Genomic DNA, 14,017 nt, shown 5'->3' with positions numbered 1-14,017 from the left:
TTGAACTTTAAAATTGTGCTGAATTATAATACACGCACTTTCTTTTTTAAACTGTCAATCGGAGTATTTTTATGAAAATCCAAATTTGGTCAGACTATGCTTGCCCCTATTGCTATATCGGCAAACGCCATTTAGAACAAGCCCTTGAACAATTCGCCCACAAGGACGAGGTTGAGATTGAGTTTAAAGCCTTTGAACTGTACCCCCATGCAGGCAAAACGGCAGTCAATACCACCCAACAACGCATTGAGAAAAAATACGGCAAAACCCCAGAAGGGGCAAAACAGATGATTGCCCATATTGAAACAATGGGCGAGCGGGCAGGGCTTAATATGAACTATGCTGATGTCAAAAACACAAATACCTTTGACGCTCACCGCCTGTATCAGTGGGCAAAATCACAAGGCAAGGGCAGTGCGATGAACGAGCGTTTAATGCAAGCCTATTTTAGCGATAATTTAGAGCTTGCCAATCACGACAATTTGGCACGCTTTGCCTCTGATGTCGGCTTAAATGGCGATGAAGCCAAAAAAATGCTTGCAAGTGATGACTTTATCCAAGCGGTCAAAGATGATGAAGTGGAGGCTCAAAGCGTGGGCGTGCAAGGCGTGCCGTTTTTTGTGTTTGACGGCAAAACCGCCACATCAGGGGCAATGCCTGTGAGCAGTCTTTTGGGGTTGTTAAACCAAGTTTATGACGACAATCAAGCGGACAATCTGACTGGGGCAAGCTGTGGCATTGACGGCTGTGAATAAGGGGGTAACAATGGCAATGCTAGATTTTACACCGTCCGCTAAACCCATTGTCTTGGGCAATAAAAATGCCGATAAGGTGTTGATTTTAATGCACGGATTGACGCTTTCAGGCAGGCAGTTTGCACCGATTGGCGAGTTTTTGCTCGCTCATTTGGGGCAAAATTGGCAAATTGTGTTGCCCACTGCCCCTAGCCAAAGCGTAACTTGGCTGGGCGGTCAAATGACAACGGCTTGGTTTGATTTGCCCAAAGGCAGGTTTGATCAAAACCAAGACGAAACAGGGCTAAACCAAGCCAAAACCTACCTTCACCGCCTGATTGATAAACTCGTGCAAACAGGCGTAAATCCCAGCCATATCGTGCTTGGCGGATTTTCACAAGGCGGGGCGTTGGCGTTGTTGTCGGCTTTGACTTATCCCAAAAAGCTTGGCGGTGCGGTGTGTTTGTCCGGCTATCTGCCGATTGCCGATACATTGGGCGGATTTTTGCAACGCCCTGATAAACCGCCGATGTGGATAGCCCACGGCACACACGATATGCCAATCCCTATTGAGTTGGCAGAGCGTTCGGCACAACTTTTAAAAGAGGCAGGCTGTGATGTGGAGCTAAAAGTTTATCCGATTGGGCATAGCATTGATGAAGATGAGTTGAATGATGTGGCGAAGTGGCTGGGTAGGCATTGATAAAGACACCGTCCAAATGGACGGTGTCTTTAATTTTGCAAAACATCCTTCCAAATCCAAAAACCACTTTCTCAAAAATCGCCATTCTGTTTCTAAAAATAAAACCCCATAATAATCCCACACTTTTTAAACAGAGAAATAAAATGGCTGATTATTTAGACAATTCCAACAAACAAATCAAACTCGCCCTGCAACTGGTTTCAGGCTATGGCGGAGAGTTCCAGTCGTGGCGACTTGCCGACAGTAATGAGCGTGCCTATACCGACATTGATTTTTATGTCCAAATGGCAAAAACGGCTGAAAAAGGCAAAATCCACACGCTTTTTATCGCCGATACGCCGTCTTTTAGTGGGGCGGGCGGTGGCTCGGACATTTCTACCCGTTCGCCTACCTTTCCGCTTGAACCTATGGTGATGCTCTCTGCCGTTGCCTATGCCACACAAAAAATCGGCATGGTGGCGACTTTTTCCACGACTTACAATCTGCCCTACAATTTGGCTCGTCAATTAAAAACGCTGGACACATTAAGCAAAGGGCGTGTCGGCTGGAATGCGGTAACCACAGGCACACGAGAGACCGCCTACAATTTTGGCGACAAGCCCCTGCCTGACACCACCACACGCTACGAAATGGCACACGAAATGGTGGAAGCGGTGCAAACTTTGTGGGGCGGTTTTGGAGAAAATGCCTACATCACGGACAAAGCCACAGGCGTGTTTGCCGACATGAGCCAAATCAAACCTGCCCATTACAAAGGCAAGCATTATTAAGTCAAAGGGGCGTTACCTATTCCTGCGACACCACAGGGGCAACCGCCAATTTTTCAGGCAGGCCCAAGCCCAGAAGGGGTAGAACTGGCAGGACGTTTTGCCAGTGGCGTGTATGCCAATCCGTTTACGATTGATGAAGCACGAGCCTACCGCAATGTGCTAAAACAAAGTGCCATACAGCACGGCAGAGATGCTGATGACATCAATATGTTTAGCGGATTTATGTTCACGATTGGCGACACGTATGAAGAAGCGTTGGCTCGCCGAATGAAGCTCATTGATTTTATGAGCGATGAGGATTTTTATGGGCAAATTCGCTATTTGTCGGCGATGATTGGCGTGAATTTGCATGGTTTGGATTTGAATGAGCCTTTGCCAAAACATTTGCAAAATCAGGCGACACCGCACCCACACGCCCCCCGTTCGCCACGAGCGGTGGAGCTTATCAAGCAAGGCATGCTGCCCAAAGAAGCTCTTGCTAATGGCGTGATTAACTACCACCCTGTGGTGGTCGGCACGGCAAAAGATGTGGCAGATTTTATGGAAAAATGGTTTAAGGTAGGGGCGACAGACGGCTTTTCGCTTGCTCCAGACAGCCAAAAAGGTGTGCAAGATTTTGTAGAAAAAGTCGTGCCGATTTTGCAGGAGCGTGGGATTTATCATACTGATTATGAAGGTTCAACTTTGCGAGAGCATTTGGGTGTGCCGTATCAGTACGGCGTGAGAGGGTAGTTTTAAATTTATAAGCGGTCGTTTTTTCTGAAGAATTTGCAAAATTGTTTGGAAAAATGACCGCTTTATTATTATCTTACCACTTCCAACAATACTTTTCTCAACCATTGGTGGGCCATATCTTGCTCGGTGCGTTCGTGCCAGGTCATCATCATTGTAAATCCTTCCACATCAATAGGCGGTTGTTGCAAACAGACATTGGGTAAGGTTTGAGCAAGATGTTTTGGTAGAACTGCTACTAAATCAGAATCTTGCAATAACTGAGGCAGTAGAGAAATGTGATTAACCGACACCATTACTTTGCGTTTTCGCCCTAGTTTTTGCAGAGCAATATCGGTCGCTCCGCTAAATTCACCACCGTTATAAGAGAGCATCGCAAAGGGGAGTTCGCAGAATTGATCGATCGAGAGTTTTTTCTTTGCCATTGGGTGAGTTTTGCTCATTGCACAAACATAAGGCTCATCATACAAAATTGTTTGAGGCATATCGTCACTAATATGTTGCTGGCTAACCAATGCTAAATCAATCTTATTTTTTTCAAATAGCGTTTTAATATTTTGCCCTTGCACTGGTACTAAGGCGACTTGTATTTTAGGGGCTAATCTACGCAAGCGTAAAATTAACGGTAGGGCGATAATCTGCTGTACATAATCCATTGCCGCAATGCGTAAGGTCATTTTTAATTGTTCGGGTTCAAGAATTGGTGGTTGGAGCATTGAGCCGATTTCCTGCAACACTTTACGAGCCGTCTGTCCTAATTGTAATGCTCTATCAGTCGGTTGCATTCCGTGTTGTACACGCACAAATAAAGGGTCGTTAAAGCTTTCTCGCAAGCGGTTTAAAATCCCGCTCATCGCAGGCTGAGTAACAGATAAACGGTGAGCTGCACGGCTAACATTGCATTCGTCTAATAAGATGACAAAGGCTTTCAGCAGATTAAAATCTAATGTTCTTATATCACTCATTTTTATACCTTAATATCACAATAATCAATTTGAATTAATAATAGCATTTTCTTATTATTTCGCCACTTTATATTTTGGAGAAAATAAAATGGCGAAATTTAGAAAACTACTCACTCCATTTAAGATTAAAAATCTTGAACTCAAAAACCGCATTGTTATGCCGCCGATGTGTCAATATTCTGCGACCAACGGTGTGCCGAACGATTGGCATTTTGTGCATTACACTAGCCGAGCTATCGGTGGTGTGGGCTTGATTATTGTTGAAATGACTAATGTTGCCTCAAACGGTCGTATCACCCCAAATTGTTTGGGATTGTGGAATGACGAACAGCAACAAGCATTCAAAAAATTAGTCGATAGCGTTCACGCCCAAGGGGCGAAAATCGGTGTGCAAATTGCTCACGCAGGTCGTAAAGCTCAAGATGAGCCAAATGCTGTTGCTCCAAGCGCTATTCACTATGGCGAATTAGACTATGCAGGGCAAAATCTGGTTACTCCTAGAGAATTGACAACCGATGAAGTCAAAGAATTGGTGCAAGCATTCCAAAATTCTGTAAAAAGAGCGGTGGAAGTTGGTTTCGATACGATTGAAATCTACGCTGCTCACGGTTATTTAATTCATCAATTCTATTCGCCAAAATCGAATAAACGCAGTGATGAATACGGCAAAGATCCAATGTTATTCGGTGAGCAAGTTATTCAGGCTGCTCGTGCGGTAATGCCTGCCGATATGCCGTTAATTGTACGAATTTCTGCCCAAGAATATGGCGAAAATGGTTTTGACAGCGATTATGGTGTGCAAGTGGCAAAACGCTTTGCCGATGCAGGGGCGGATGTGCTGGATGTCAGCGGTGGTGGCGATGGCGTGTTACACGCAGGTAATCACCCAGAATTTTATGCCGGCTATCAAGTTGATTTAGCTCGTAAAGTGAAACAAGCAACTGGTAAACCTGTAATTGCAGTCGGAATGTTGGATAACGCGGCCGTTGCCGATCACGTTTTAGGGGTGAATGATGCCGATTTAATCGCAGTTGGGCGTGCTTTATTGCGTGATCCTTACTGGGTGCTGAATGCACAATATCATCAAAATAATGCTGACAGTGGCGAAATGCAGTTCGTGCCAAGCCAATATCAGCGTGGGTTTATGTAACGGAGAAATTAAATGAAATTTTTTAACAAAGACGATGTTTTAAACGCTTTTCACTATCGTGCGTCCACTCGTTCGTATGACGGTAGTAAAAAAATCCCTACCGATGATTTTAACTATATTTTAGAATTGGGGCGTTTAAGCCCGAGTTCTGTGGGTTCTGAGCCGTGGCAATTTATCGTGTTGCAAAACCCAGAATTGCGTCAAGCAATCAAACCTTATTGCTGGGGCATTCCAACAATGGAAACATCTAGTCATATCGTAGTGATTTTGGCGAAGAAAAATGCTTGTTATAACACGGAATTTATGGCGGAATCAATGCGTCGCCGTGGTGTAACCGAAGAACAGATGGAAGTAACCATCAACAAATACCGTGAGTTCCAAGAAAACGACAGCAAAGTGTTGGAAAGCGAGCGTTCATTGTTCGATTGGTGTAGCAAGCAAACCTATATCGCCCTTGGCAATATGATGACAGGTGCGGCGTTAATCGGTGTGGATTCTTGCCCGATTGAAGGTTTTGATTACGAAAAAGTAAATCAAATCCTTGCCGATGCAGGGTTATTTGACCTAAACGAGTGGGGTATTTCAGTAATGTGTACCTTTGGTTATCGTGATAAAGAGATTCGCAAAAAACTTCGCAAAGACTTCGATGAAGTCGTGAAATTTGTAGAGTAATGCTAGAAATTGATGATTCTATTTTATTCTAAATATTAGTTATCCTCTTAATTTAAGGGTTGTTGCCAATTTATTGGTACAGCCCTTTTTTAGTAGCAGTTGTTTTTTGTCCTCGGCCAGATTCGTTAATATATGCATTTAATTTTGTTATACTATTAGTAGTTATTAATAGAAGAAAAAGAATATTACTGTGGAAAAATTAATTAAACGTCGCCCATTATTAACTGCGGATATATTATCGCCAAATCCGCTATTAAATCGTATCTACCAAAGTCGTGGAATAAAAAATGCTCAAGAATTAGAACATACATTACAACATTTACATCGCCCTCAGCAACTTGCCAATATTGAGCAAGCGGTTGATTTATTAATAGAAGCCTATAATAAAAAAAGTAGAATAGTGATTGTTGGGGATTTTGATGCTGATGGAGCAACCAGTACCTCACTTGCTATTATCGCATTGCGTCAATTAGGTTTTACGCAGGTTGATTATTTGATTCCAGACCGTTTTTCACAGGGCTATGGGTTAAGCATAGCTGTCGCTGAAATGGTATTAGCTAAAGGAGCAGATTTAGTTTTAACTGTAGATAATGGTATTTCTTCCTTTGATGGTATTGCATTATTAAAAAGCCAAAATATTAATGTTTTGGTTACGGATCATCATTTACCTGCTGAGACACTTCCTATTGCAGATGCAATGGTTAATCCTAATTTATCGCTTTGTACTTTTCCGTCAAAATCGTTAGCTGGTGTAGGTGTCATTTTTTATGTAATGATGGCATTACGTTCTCGTATGCGAGAGCAAGGATATTTTAATAATAAAGTAGAACCTAATTTTGCGGAGTTGTTAGATCTTGTGGCACTTGGAACTGTCGCTGATGTAGTGCCATTAGATCAAAATAATCGAATTTTAGTACATCAAGGTTTACAACGCATTCGCAGTGGGCATTGTCGAGTTGGTATAAGAGCATTAGCGGAAGTAGGAAAAAGGGAGTTATCGACATTACAAGCAGCCGATTTAGGCTTTGCAATAGCCCCTAGACTTAATGCGGCAGGGCGACTAGAAAATATGGCATTAGGTGTAGAATTACTGACTTGTGATAGTATGGAAACTGCACGAAAGCTCGCTTTTGAGTTAGATTCCCTTAACCAAACTCGTAAAGAGTTTGAGCAAGAAATGAAAACAGAAGCCTTGGCTATCTGTGCTAAATTACCCGCACTTGCACAATCAGAACAGGCACACGGAATTGTATTATACCAAGCAGATTGGCATCAAGGTGTGATAGGTATTTTGGCATCTCGTATTAAAGATCAATTTAATCGCCCTGTGATAGCCTTTGCACAAGAAAGTGAAGAGAGTGAATACTTAAAGGGATCTGCACGTTCTATTTCTGGGGTGCATATGCGAGATTTATTAGAGCATATTGATACACAATATCCTGATCTTATTACCAAATTTGGTGGGCACGCAATGGCGGCGGGCTTAACAATTCATCAATCCAAATTGGATTCCTTTAAGCAGATTTTTGATCGCAGTATTGATGAAATATTGGAACCGGAGCAACTTCAAGGTGTTATTTATACAGATGGTGAGCTTTCTGCTCAAGAATTTAATTTAGAAAGTGCGGATATTTTACGTAATGCAGGGCCTTGGGGGCAACATTTCCCTGAACCTAGTTTTGAAGGGGAGTTTAAAATTCTGCAACAAAGATTATTAGCAGGTAAACATCTAAAATTAATGTTGGAATCAGAAAACAAACAGTTACTTGATGCGATTTGGTTTAATGTGGATGTTCGTTCTTTTCCTGATTTATCGGTTAAAAAAGCAAAATTAGTCTATAAATTAGATATAAATGAGTTTAGAGGAAATCGATCTTTACAGCTAAAAGTCGAATATTTGAGTTATATTTAGCAAAACTTTACACTAATTTACAGAACTTGGGGAATTAATGGTGTAAAATGAGCAGGGATACAGCTTATATTGTAGTTGTTAAATTGGTCAATTAATTTAAAAAGGGTATTGAAATGGAAAAAACAGTAATTTTCCGTGGTTTATTACTATCAGCAGTCGCATTAACTGTTGCTGCTTGTGGTAACTTAAGTAAAGTAAGTGATGAGGGAACAACTGAAAATCCAGTATTCCCAAGAATCTCTGAATCTAAATTTAACCACGATGGTTCCCAATTTGGTTCTTGGCCAAATTGGGAAAATGTTCGTCAAATTGAAAAAGGGATGAACAAGGATCAGCTATATAATCTAATCGGACGTCCTCATTTTTCAGAAGGCTTATTCGGTGTTCGTGAATGGGATTATGCGTTTAACTATCGTGAAAATGGTATTCATAAAATTTGTAAATTTAAAATTTTATTTGATAAAAATATGAATGCACAAAGCTTCTTCTGGTATCCAAATGGTTGTAATGGTAACTCATCATTCAACTTAACAGGTGATTTCTTATTTGACTTTGATAAAGATACATTAACTGCGAAAGGTAAAGAAGTTGTTGATAATGTTGCAGCACAATTAAAAGCATCTAAAGCACAACAAGTTAAAGTAGCGGGTTATACAGACCGTTTAGGTTCAGTGGAATATAACTTAGATTTATCACAACGCCGTTCTAACACAGTGAAAGCTCGTTTAATTCAGCAAGGTGTGAATGCTCAAATTGAAGCGGTTGGTTATGGTAAAGCAAATCAAGTGAAAGCTTGTGATGGTGAAACTGGTCAAGCATTAAGAGATTGTTTACGTCCTAACCGTCGTGTAGAAATTTCTGCAAATGGTGGTGTGCTAAAACAAAATGAAAGTGGCAATGTGGCAGGTCCGAACGGCCCAGCTCCACTTTATGAAACACCAGCATATAATAGCGGTAAATAATTTCTAGTTTTTACTAACTTAGAGTAGAATATAAAGGCAGCCTTTTAGGTTGCCTTTTCTTTTATCTTATTAAATTTTGCTTCACAGGAGAATGTTATGACCTACCAAGCGGTTGCTTTTGATTTAGACGGCACATTACTTTCATCAAATGCTACGATCTTAGAATCGAGCAAACAAGCTATTCAAAAGATAAGAGAAAAAGGCATAAAGGTATATTTTGTAACGGGTAGACATCACACTGCAGTTCGCCCTTATTACGCTGAAATAGATTTAGACACTCCGGTAATTTGTTGTAATGGTACTTATGTTTACGATTTCAAAAATGAAAAAATTTTGACAGGAAATCCATTATCGCCTGAATTAGCATTAAATCTCATTACTCAAGCTCAATCAGAGGGGATTCATACGGCAGTTTATTTTAAAGACGCAATGACTTACGAAGAGCTAAACCCGCATTTCGCAAAATTCCAAAACTGGGTGCAATCTTGCCCTGAATCCGTTCGCCCTGATGTGCACCAAGTCGAGAGTTTTCAGCAAGAAATTGAAAAAGGCATTACCGTTTGGAAAGTGCTAATTAGTGATCCTGATTTAAATAAAATGCAAAAATTTGTGGAAAAACTACCGCTTGATAAAGTAAGCCCTGAATGGTCTTGGGTGGATCGGGTAGATATTACTAGTGTAGGTAATACGAAAGGTTCAAGACTAGTAGAATTACTAAAAATGGAAGGTATTGAACCACAAAATGTAATTGCATTCGGCGATAATTTTAATGATATTTCAATGTTAGAAACGGTTGGTTTAGGTATTGCAATGGGCGGTTCTGAACAAGAAGTTCGACAAAAAGCGAAGAAGACAATCGGCTCAAATAACGAAGACAGTATTGCTTACGAACTAAAAGCTCAATTTAATCTTTAATATTATGATTAAACCAAAAGATTCGATTGCCAGACGTATTGGGCTTTATTTCTTAATAATGATTGTGTTTGCCTCAATTATTAGTGGCATTTCACTTGGCATTATGTGGAGTAACAAATCTGATGCCAGCTTAATTAATGTGTCTGGCTCACTACGTATGCAAAGTTATCGTTTATTATCTGAAATGGATAGTAAACGAGAGGTATTGCCAGAGCGACTGCTAGAGTATCACCGTACTTTGCATTCCGTTGAGTTAAGCTCATTAAAAGATAGTTTTTTATTACCGAGTAATGTTGTGCAAAGCTATCAACAGTTGTTGAAAGATTGGTATGCAATGCAATCTTATCTTAATGATGGAGACCGAGAAAGCTATGTTGCACATATTGATGGCTATGTACAACAGGTTGATGATTTTGTTTTTCGACTACAAGAATTTGCCGAATTAAAATTAAAGATTGCAACTGGGGTAATAGCTGTTTCAATGTTATTGATTATTGCCCTTGCTTATTTCGGAGTTTGGTACACTCGTAAAAATATTATTATCCCACTTAAACAATTAGTTAAGGCTAGTATTCAGGTTCAAAATAAAGATTTTGATCACATCAAGTTAGCTGTTACAGAACGAAATGAATTAGGCGTGCTTTCAGAAACTTTTACGGGTATGTCTAATGAACTATTGAAATTTTACACTTCCCTTGAGGAAAAAGTACAAGATAAAACACGTCGTTTATTGGCGGTAAACCGTTCATTATTAGTGTTATATCAATGCTCTCAACTACTAACAGCAAAACCTATTGATAAAGATGTGTTACATCAAGTGCTTAAAACAATAGCCGATAATGAACACTTACACGGTATTGAATTGCAAGTATATGGTGCAGACTATTGGAATGTGCTTATTGATGATAACGAAGATGTTGCTTGGAATAGCAGTGAAATTGCTATTGAAAATGAAAAAATAGGCAAATTACGCTGGAAAGCTTCTCTTGTTTGCCCAGATGAAAGGGTGATCCAGAATGTCTCAGAAATGATTGGGCGAAGTTTATATGTTGTGCAAGTACAAAAACAACAACAGCAACTCGTGCTAATGGAAGAAAGGGCTATCATTGCTCGTGAATTGCACGACTCATTGGCACAATCACTCACTTTCTTTAAAATTCAAGTAAGTCTTTTGAAATTAGCCAAAACAGATGAAAAACGAAATGAAATCTTAGCGGTATTTGAAAAAGCATTAAACGATGCCTATAGTCAGCTCAGAGAACTGCTGACAACCTTTAGGCTAACTATTCAAGAGGCAAATTTACAACAAGCCCTTGAAAAAACGCTAGAGAATTTAAGGCCTAAAACCACAGCACAAATTCGCTTAAGTTGTAAATTACCTTCACATATGTTTAATGCACAACAACAAGTACACGTTTTACAAATTGTTCGAGAGGCAGTCATTAATGCGATTAAACATTCAGAAGCGACGGAAATAAACGTAATTGCAAAAACTAACGATGATGGCGAACACTGTTTGATCATTCAAGACAATGGAAAAGGCCTACCAGCTAATACCCAATTAGAAGGCCATTATGGATTAACGATTATGCAAGAACGAGCAGCAGAGTTAAAAGCTGATTTTGCTATCCAAAATAGCGAAAACGGCGGTGTAAAAGTACAGGTTGTATTACCGAATATGATAAGCAAGCGGTAGTTTTTTTACAAAATTTTGCAAAGAAGATTATTCAAGGATATAACAATGCAGATCCGAAAAACAGTAGAAGCGGATTTTAAAGCGATATTAGCGATATATAATCAAGCAATTCCCACCCATCAAATTACAGCAGATTTGAAGTTGGCAACAACAGAAAACCGTAGAAAATGGTTTGACTTTCATTTGAATAGCAAACAATACCCATTATGGACGGTAGAAGATGAAACAGGCATTGCAGGTTGGTTTAGTTTCTCACCTTTTTATGAACGATCAGCATTTATCCATACGGCTGAAATTAGCATTTATTTAGATGCAAAAGCAAAGGGGAAAGGCTACGGTTCAAAAATTATTGAATTTATGCAAGCAGAGATGCTCAATCATAATATTCATACATTGATGGCATATGTTTTTGAGCTAAACAGCGTCAGTCAAAACCTAATGAAAAAAACACGGTTTTGAGCAATGGGGGCGTTTTCCGAATATTGCGAATATGGGAAAAGATGAACAAGGTAATGATAAATGGCGAACCTTATTGATGATGTCTTATCAAAAAGGCATTGAGTAAAACGTAGTCAAGCGGTTATTTTTCAATATTATTTTGCAACAAAGAGATACTATGAATAAAACAAAAATTGTACTGGCAACAGGTAATGCTGGTAAAGTGAAAGAAATGGCTGATGTGTTATCACAATTTGGTTTTGAGGTGGTTGCCCAAACTGAATTTGGGATTGAATCGCCAGAAGAAACGGGCTTAACCTTTGTGGAAAATGCACTAATTAAAGCACGCTATGCCTCAAAAATGACAGGATTACCTGCAATCGCAGATGATTCAGGTTTATCTGTAGAAGTATTAGGCGGGGCTCCTGGGTTATATTCCGCTCGTTTTGCTGGGGAAAATGCCACAGATGCGGATAATCGCCAAAAATTGCTTGCTGAAATGGCAGAGGAAGATAATCGCCAAGCAAAATTTGTAAGTTGTATTGTGTTTTTAAGACACGAAACAGATCCGACGCCTTATATTGCATTAGGAGAATGTTTTGGTGAAATCTTAACTGAAGAACGAGGGGAAAATGGTTTCGGTTACGACTCTCTGTTTTTTTACCCACCTAAGAATCTAACTTTTGCCGAATTAGAAACGAAAGAGAAAAAAGCGATTTCGCATCGTGCGATTGCACTAGAAAGCTTAAAACAGCAGCTAGAAGGAAATAAATAATGATTGTGACTACAACGCCGATGATAGAAGGCAGACAAATTATAGAGTATAAAGGTTTAGTATTTGGAGAGGTTGTCTCTGGTGCTAATTTTATCCGTGATTTTTTAGCAGGCATTACCGATGTGATTGGCGGACGTTCTGGAGCTTACGAAAGTAAGCTACATCGTTCTCGTAAAGAAGCATTAGCGGAGCTTGAAAAAGAAGCTAAAAAAGTAGGAGCTAATGCCGTGGTTGGTGTTTCAATGGAATATCAATCAATGGGGGGCGATAAAGGAATGTTTATTGTGGTGGCAACGGGTACGGCAGTGGTGGTTCGCTAGTTAATATGTTACCTAACTTACATAATATTGAGCCTAATTTTTGGCAGAAAAAAACGCTATTAGAAATGAATGAGGCCGAATGGGAAGCCTTATGCGATGGCTGTGGTAAATGTTGCTATCGTAAATATATTCAAGGGCGAGGTAAGCGAGAAAGGCTTTATTACACTTCAGTTGCTTGTAATTTATTAGATGTAACTAGTGGGCATTGCACAAATTATCTGAACCGTTTTAAGATAGAGTCAGATTGCACGAAACTTACAAAAAAGAATTTACCTGATTTTGGTTGGTTACCAAAAACTTGTGCTTATCGCTTACTTTATGAAGGTAAGCCTCTATTTGATTGGCACCCATTAGTCTCCCAAGATCCGAATTCTGTTAAAAATGCAGGTGTGCTCATTGCTAATGGTATTCATGAAAAAGATGTGATTGATTGGTTTGAATTTGTGATAGATGAGGTTTAATAGAAAAGGCGTTCATAAGAACGCCTTTTGAGATTATGCTTTTGCCATTTCAAATTCAATTAACATCATTAAAATGTGGATTACTTTAATGTGAATTTCTTGAGTGCGATCTGCATAGCGAAAATGTGGCACACGGATCTCAACATCGGCAAGACCAGCCATTTGCCCACCATCTTTACCTGTCATCGCAATGACTTTCATTCCTTTTTCTTTTGCCACTTTAATCGCATTTAATACGTTTTTTGAGTTGCCTGAAGTAGATAAGCCGAATAGCACATCGCCTTTTTGACCAACTGCTTCTAAGTAACGAGAGAAAACATATTCATAGCCAAAATCGTTACTTACACAACTTAAATGGCTAACATCAGAAATAGCAATGGCAGGATAACCAGGGCGATTTTCACGGTAACGACCGGTTAATTCTTCTGCAAAGTGCATAGCATCGCAATGAGAACCACCATTACCGCAAGATAAAACTTTGCCGCCTTGTTTAAAACTATTGGAAATTAATAATGCAGCCTCTTGAATTAATTTAATGTTATTTTCATCAGACATAAATTTATCTAGTACATCTGCAGCTTCTTGAAGCTCTGCTTTAATTTGCGTTAAATACATAAGTTGTTCCTTTTGCAAAAAATAGATTTTTTGACCGCTTGTTGCTGTCAAAAGTAAGTTTAGTTTAGAAGATATGCATTCTGTTGTAAATCTTGTTAGATCAAATAATCGTAATTTGATTGTAAACATAAGTTTCCAAAATGCCAAAATAGCGGTATTATTTAATGATTATTTTGCAAGTAAAGGGGGGCAAATAT

At 39.6% G+C, this 14,017-nt stretch carries 13 protein-coding genes and 2 pseudogenes; 13 read left to right on the top strand and 2 right to left on the bottom strand.

Features of this window, described 5'->3' with window-relative positions; genetic code table 11:
• Positions 1-71: 71 nt before the first annotated feature.
• The 3 genes and pseudogenes from PTQ27_RS00320 (at position 72) to PTQ27_RS00310 (ending at position 2,939) form a co-directional block, all read left to right on the top strand.
• Entirely contained in the window at positions 72-755 is a 684-nt protein-coding gene (locus PTQ27_RS00320) for a DsbA family oxidoreductase (protein ID WP_273748595.1), read from the top strand.
• Between the two features lie 10 nt (positions 756-765).
• Complete coding sequence (locus tag PTQ27_RS00315; RefSeq protein WP_273748596.1) at positions 766-1,437, top strand: alpha/beta hydrolase; 672 nt, start codon at positions 766-768, stop codon at positions 1,435-1,437.
• Positions 1,438-1,580: 143 nt separating this feature from the next.
• Positions 1,581-2,939, top strand: a pseudogene (locus PTQ27_RS00310) (NtaA/DmoA family FMN-dependent monooxygenase).
• A 71-nt stretch (positions 2,940-3,010) separates the two neighbouring features.
• Here PTQ27_RS00310 and PTQ27_RS00305 read toward each other — a convergent pair.
• Positions 3,011-3,904 carry a LysR family transcriptional regulator gene (locus tag PTQ27_RS00305; protein WP_273748597.1) on the bottom strand — a complete coding sequence of 298 codons (894 nt, stop codon included), beginning with the start codon at positions 3,902-3,904 and terminating at the stop codon, positions 3,011-3,013.
• A gap of 88 nt (positions 3,905-3,992) precedes the next feature.
• On the opposite strand from PTQ27_RS00305, the gene PTQ27_RS00300 reads away from it, so the two are divergent.
• The 10 genes and pseudogenes from PTQ27_RS00300 (at position 3,993) to PTQ27_RS00255 (ending at position 13,205) form a co-directional block, all read left to right on the top strand.
• The gene (locus PTQ27_RS00300; protein WP_273748598.1) at positions 3,993-5,054 is read left to right on the top strand and encodes an NADH:flavin oxidoreductase/NADH oxidase; all 1,062 of its coding nucleotides are present in this window, start codon (positions 3,993-3,995) and stop codon (positions 5,052-5,054) included.
• A gap of 12 nt (positions 5,055-5,066) precedes the next feature.
• Complete coding sequence (locus PTQ27_RS00295) at positions 5,067-5,726, top strand: NAD(P)H-dependent oxidoreductase (protein ID WP_273748599.1); 660 nt, start codon at positions 5,067-5,069, stop codon at positions 5,724-5,726.
• Positions 5,727-5,916: 190 nt separating this feature from the next.
• Positions 5,917-7,638 carry a single-stranded-DNA-specific exonuclease RecJ gene (gene recJ / locus PTQ27_RS00290; protein WP_273748600.1) on the top strand — a complete coding sequence of 574 codons (1,722 nt, stop codon included), beginning with the start codon at positions 5,917-5,919 and terminating at the stop codon, positions 7,636-7,638.
• A gap of 113 nt (positions 7,639-7,751) precedes the next feature.
• Positions 7,752-8,600: an OmpA family protein gene (locus PTQ27_RS00285; RefSeq protein ID WP_273748601.1), complete on the top strand. Its 849-nt coding sequence runs from the start codon at positions 7,752-7,754 to the stop codon at positions 8,598-8,600.
• 96 nt (positions 8,601-8,696) lie between these two features.
• Positions 8,697-9,515 (top strand): pyridoxal phosphatase, encoded by an 819-nt coding sequence (locus PTQ27_RS00280; RefSeq protein WP_273748602.1) that lies wholly within the window; start codon positions 8,697-8,699, stop codon positions 9,513-9,515.
• Positions 9,516-9,519: 4 nt separating this feature from the next.
• Positions 9,520-11,211 (top strand): nitrate/nitrite two-component system sensor histidine kinase NarQ, encoded by a 1,692-nt coding sequence (gene narQ / locus PTQ27_RS00275; protein ID WP_273748603.1) that lies wholly within the window; start codon positions 9,520-9,522, stop codon positions 11,209-11,211.
• A 45-nt stretch (positions 11,212-11,256) separates the two neighbouring features.
• Positions 11,257-11,776: pseudogene (locus PTQ27_RS00270) on the top strand (GNAT family N-acetyltransferase).
• A gap of 51 nt (positions 11,777-11,827) precedes the next feature.
• A complete protein-coding gene (gene rdgB / locus PTQ27_RS00265; RefSeq protein ID WP_273748604.1) occupies positions 11,828-12,424 on the top strand; it encodes an RdgB/HAM1 family non-canonical purine NTP pyrophosphatase in 597 nt (198 codons plus the stop codon).
• Complete coding sequence (locus PTQ27_RS00260) at positions 12,424-12,744, top strand: YbjQ family protein (RefSeq protein WP_273748605.1); 321 nt, start codon at positions 12,424-12,426, stop codon at positions 12,742-12,744. Before rdgB ends, PTQ27_RS00260 begins: the two co-directional genes overlap by 1 nt.
• A gap of 5 nt (positions 12,745-12,749) precedes the next feature.
• The gene (locus PTQ27_RS00255) at positions 12,750-13,205 is read left to right on the top strand and encodes a YcgN family cysteine cluster protein (protein ID WP_273748606.1); all 456 of its coding nucleotides are present in this window, start codon (positions 12,750-12,752) and stop codon (positions 13,203-13,205) included.
• 33 nt (positions 13,206-13,238) lie between these two features.
• Here the strand turns inward: PTQ27_RS00255 and lpcA are convergent, their stop codons facing one another.
• Positions 13,239-13,820 carry a D-sedoheptulose 7-phosphate isomerase gene (gene lpcA, locus PTQ27_RS00250; RefSeq protein WP_273748607.1) on the bottom strand — a complete coding sequence of 194 codons (582 nt, stop codon included), beginning with the start codon at positions 13,818-13,820 and terminating at the stop codon, positions 13,239-13,241.
• Positions 13,821-14,017 lie beyond the last annotated feature (197 nt).

It is taken from the genome of Mannheimia cairinae (assembly GCF_028649535.1).
Lineage (GTDB): Bacteria > Pseudomonadota > Gammaproteobacteria > Enterobacterales > Pasteurellaceae > Mannheimia > Mannheimia cairinae.
Note: the sequence above shows the minus strand (reverse complement) of the source record. Positions and strands in the feature narration are given on the sequence as shown.

What these genes read in the sequence shown, in the direction of transcription:
- PTQ27_RS00320 (WP_273748595.1), top strand. Translation starts at nt 72, where the DNA reads ATGAAAATCCAAATTTGGTCAGACTATGCTTGCCCCTATTGCTATATC.
- PTQ27_RS00315 (WP_273748596.1), top strand. Translation starts at nt 766, where the DNA reads ATGGCAATGCTAGATTTTACACCGTCCGCTAAACCCATTGTCTTGGGC.
- PTQ27_RS00305 (WP_273748597.1), bottom strand. Translation starts at nt 3,904, where the DNA reads ATGAGTGATATAAGAACATTAGATTTTAATCTGCTGAAAGCCTTTGTC.
- PTQ27_RS00300 (WP_273748598.1), top strand. Translation starts at nt 3,993, where the DNA reads ATGGCGAAATTTAGAAAACTACTCACTCCATTTAAGATTAAAAATCTT.
- PTQ27_RS00295 (WP_273748599.1), top strand. Translation starts at nt 5,067, where the DNA reads ATGAAATTTTTTAACAAAGACGATGTTTTAAACGCTTTTCACTATCGT.
- PTQ27_RS00285 (WP_273748601.1), top strand. Translation starts at nt 7,752, where the DNA reads ATGGAAAAAACAGTAATTTTCCGTGGTTTATTACTATCAGCAGTCGCA.
- PTQ27_RS00280 (WP_273748602.1), top strand. Translation starts at nt 8,697, where the DNA reads ATGACCTACCAAGCGGTTGCTTTTGATTTAGACGGCACATTACTTTCA.
- narQ (WP_273748603.1), top strand. Translation starts at nt 9,520, where the DNA reads ATGATTAAACCAAAAGATTCGATTGCCAGACGTATTGGGCTTTATTTC.
- rdgB (WP_273748604.1), top strand. Translation starts at nt 11,828, where the DNA reads ATGAATAAAACAAAAATTGTACTGGCAACAGGTAATGCTGGTAAAGTG.
- PTQ27_RS00260 (WP_273748605.1), top strand. Translation starts at nt 12,424, where the DNA reads ATGATTGTGACTACAACGCCGATGATAGAAGGCAGACAAATTATAGAG.
- PTQ27_RS00255 (WP_273748606.1), top strand. Translation starts at nt 12,750, where the DNA reads ATGTTACCTAACTTACATAATATTGAGCCTAATTTTTGGCAGAAAAAA.
- lpcA (WP_273748607.1), bottom strand. Translation starts at nt 13,820, where the DNA reads ATGTATTTAACGCAAATTAAAGCAGAGCTTCAAGAAGCTGCAGATGTA.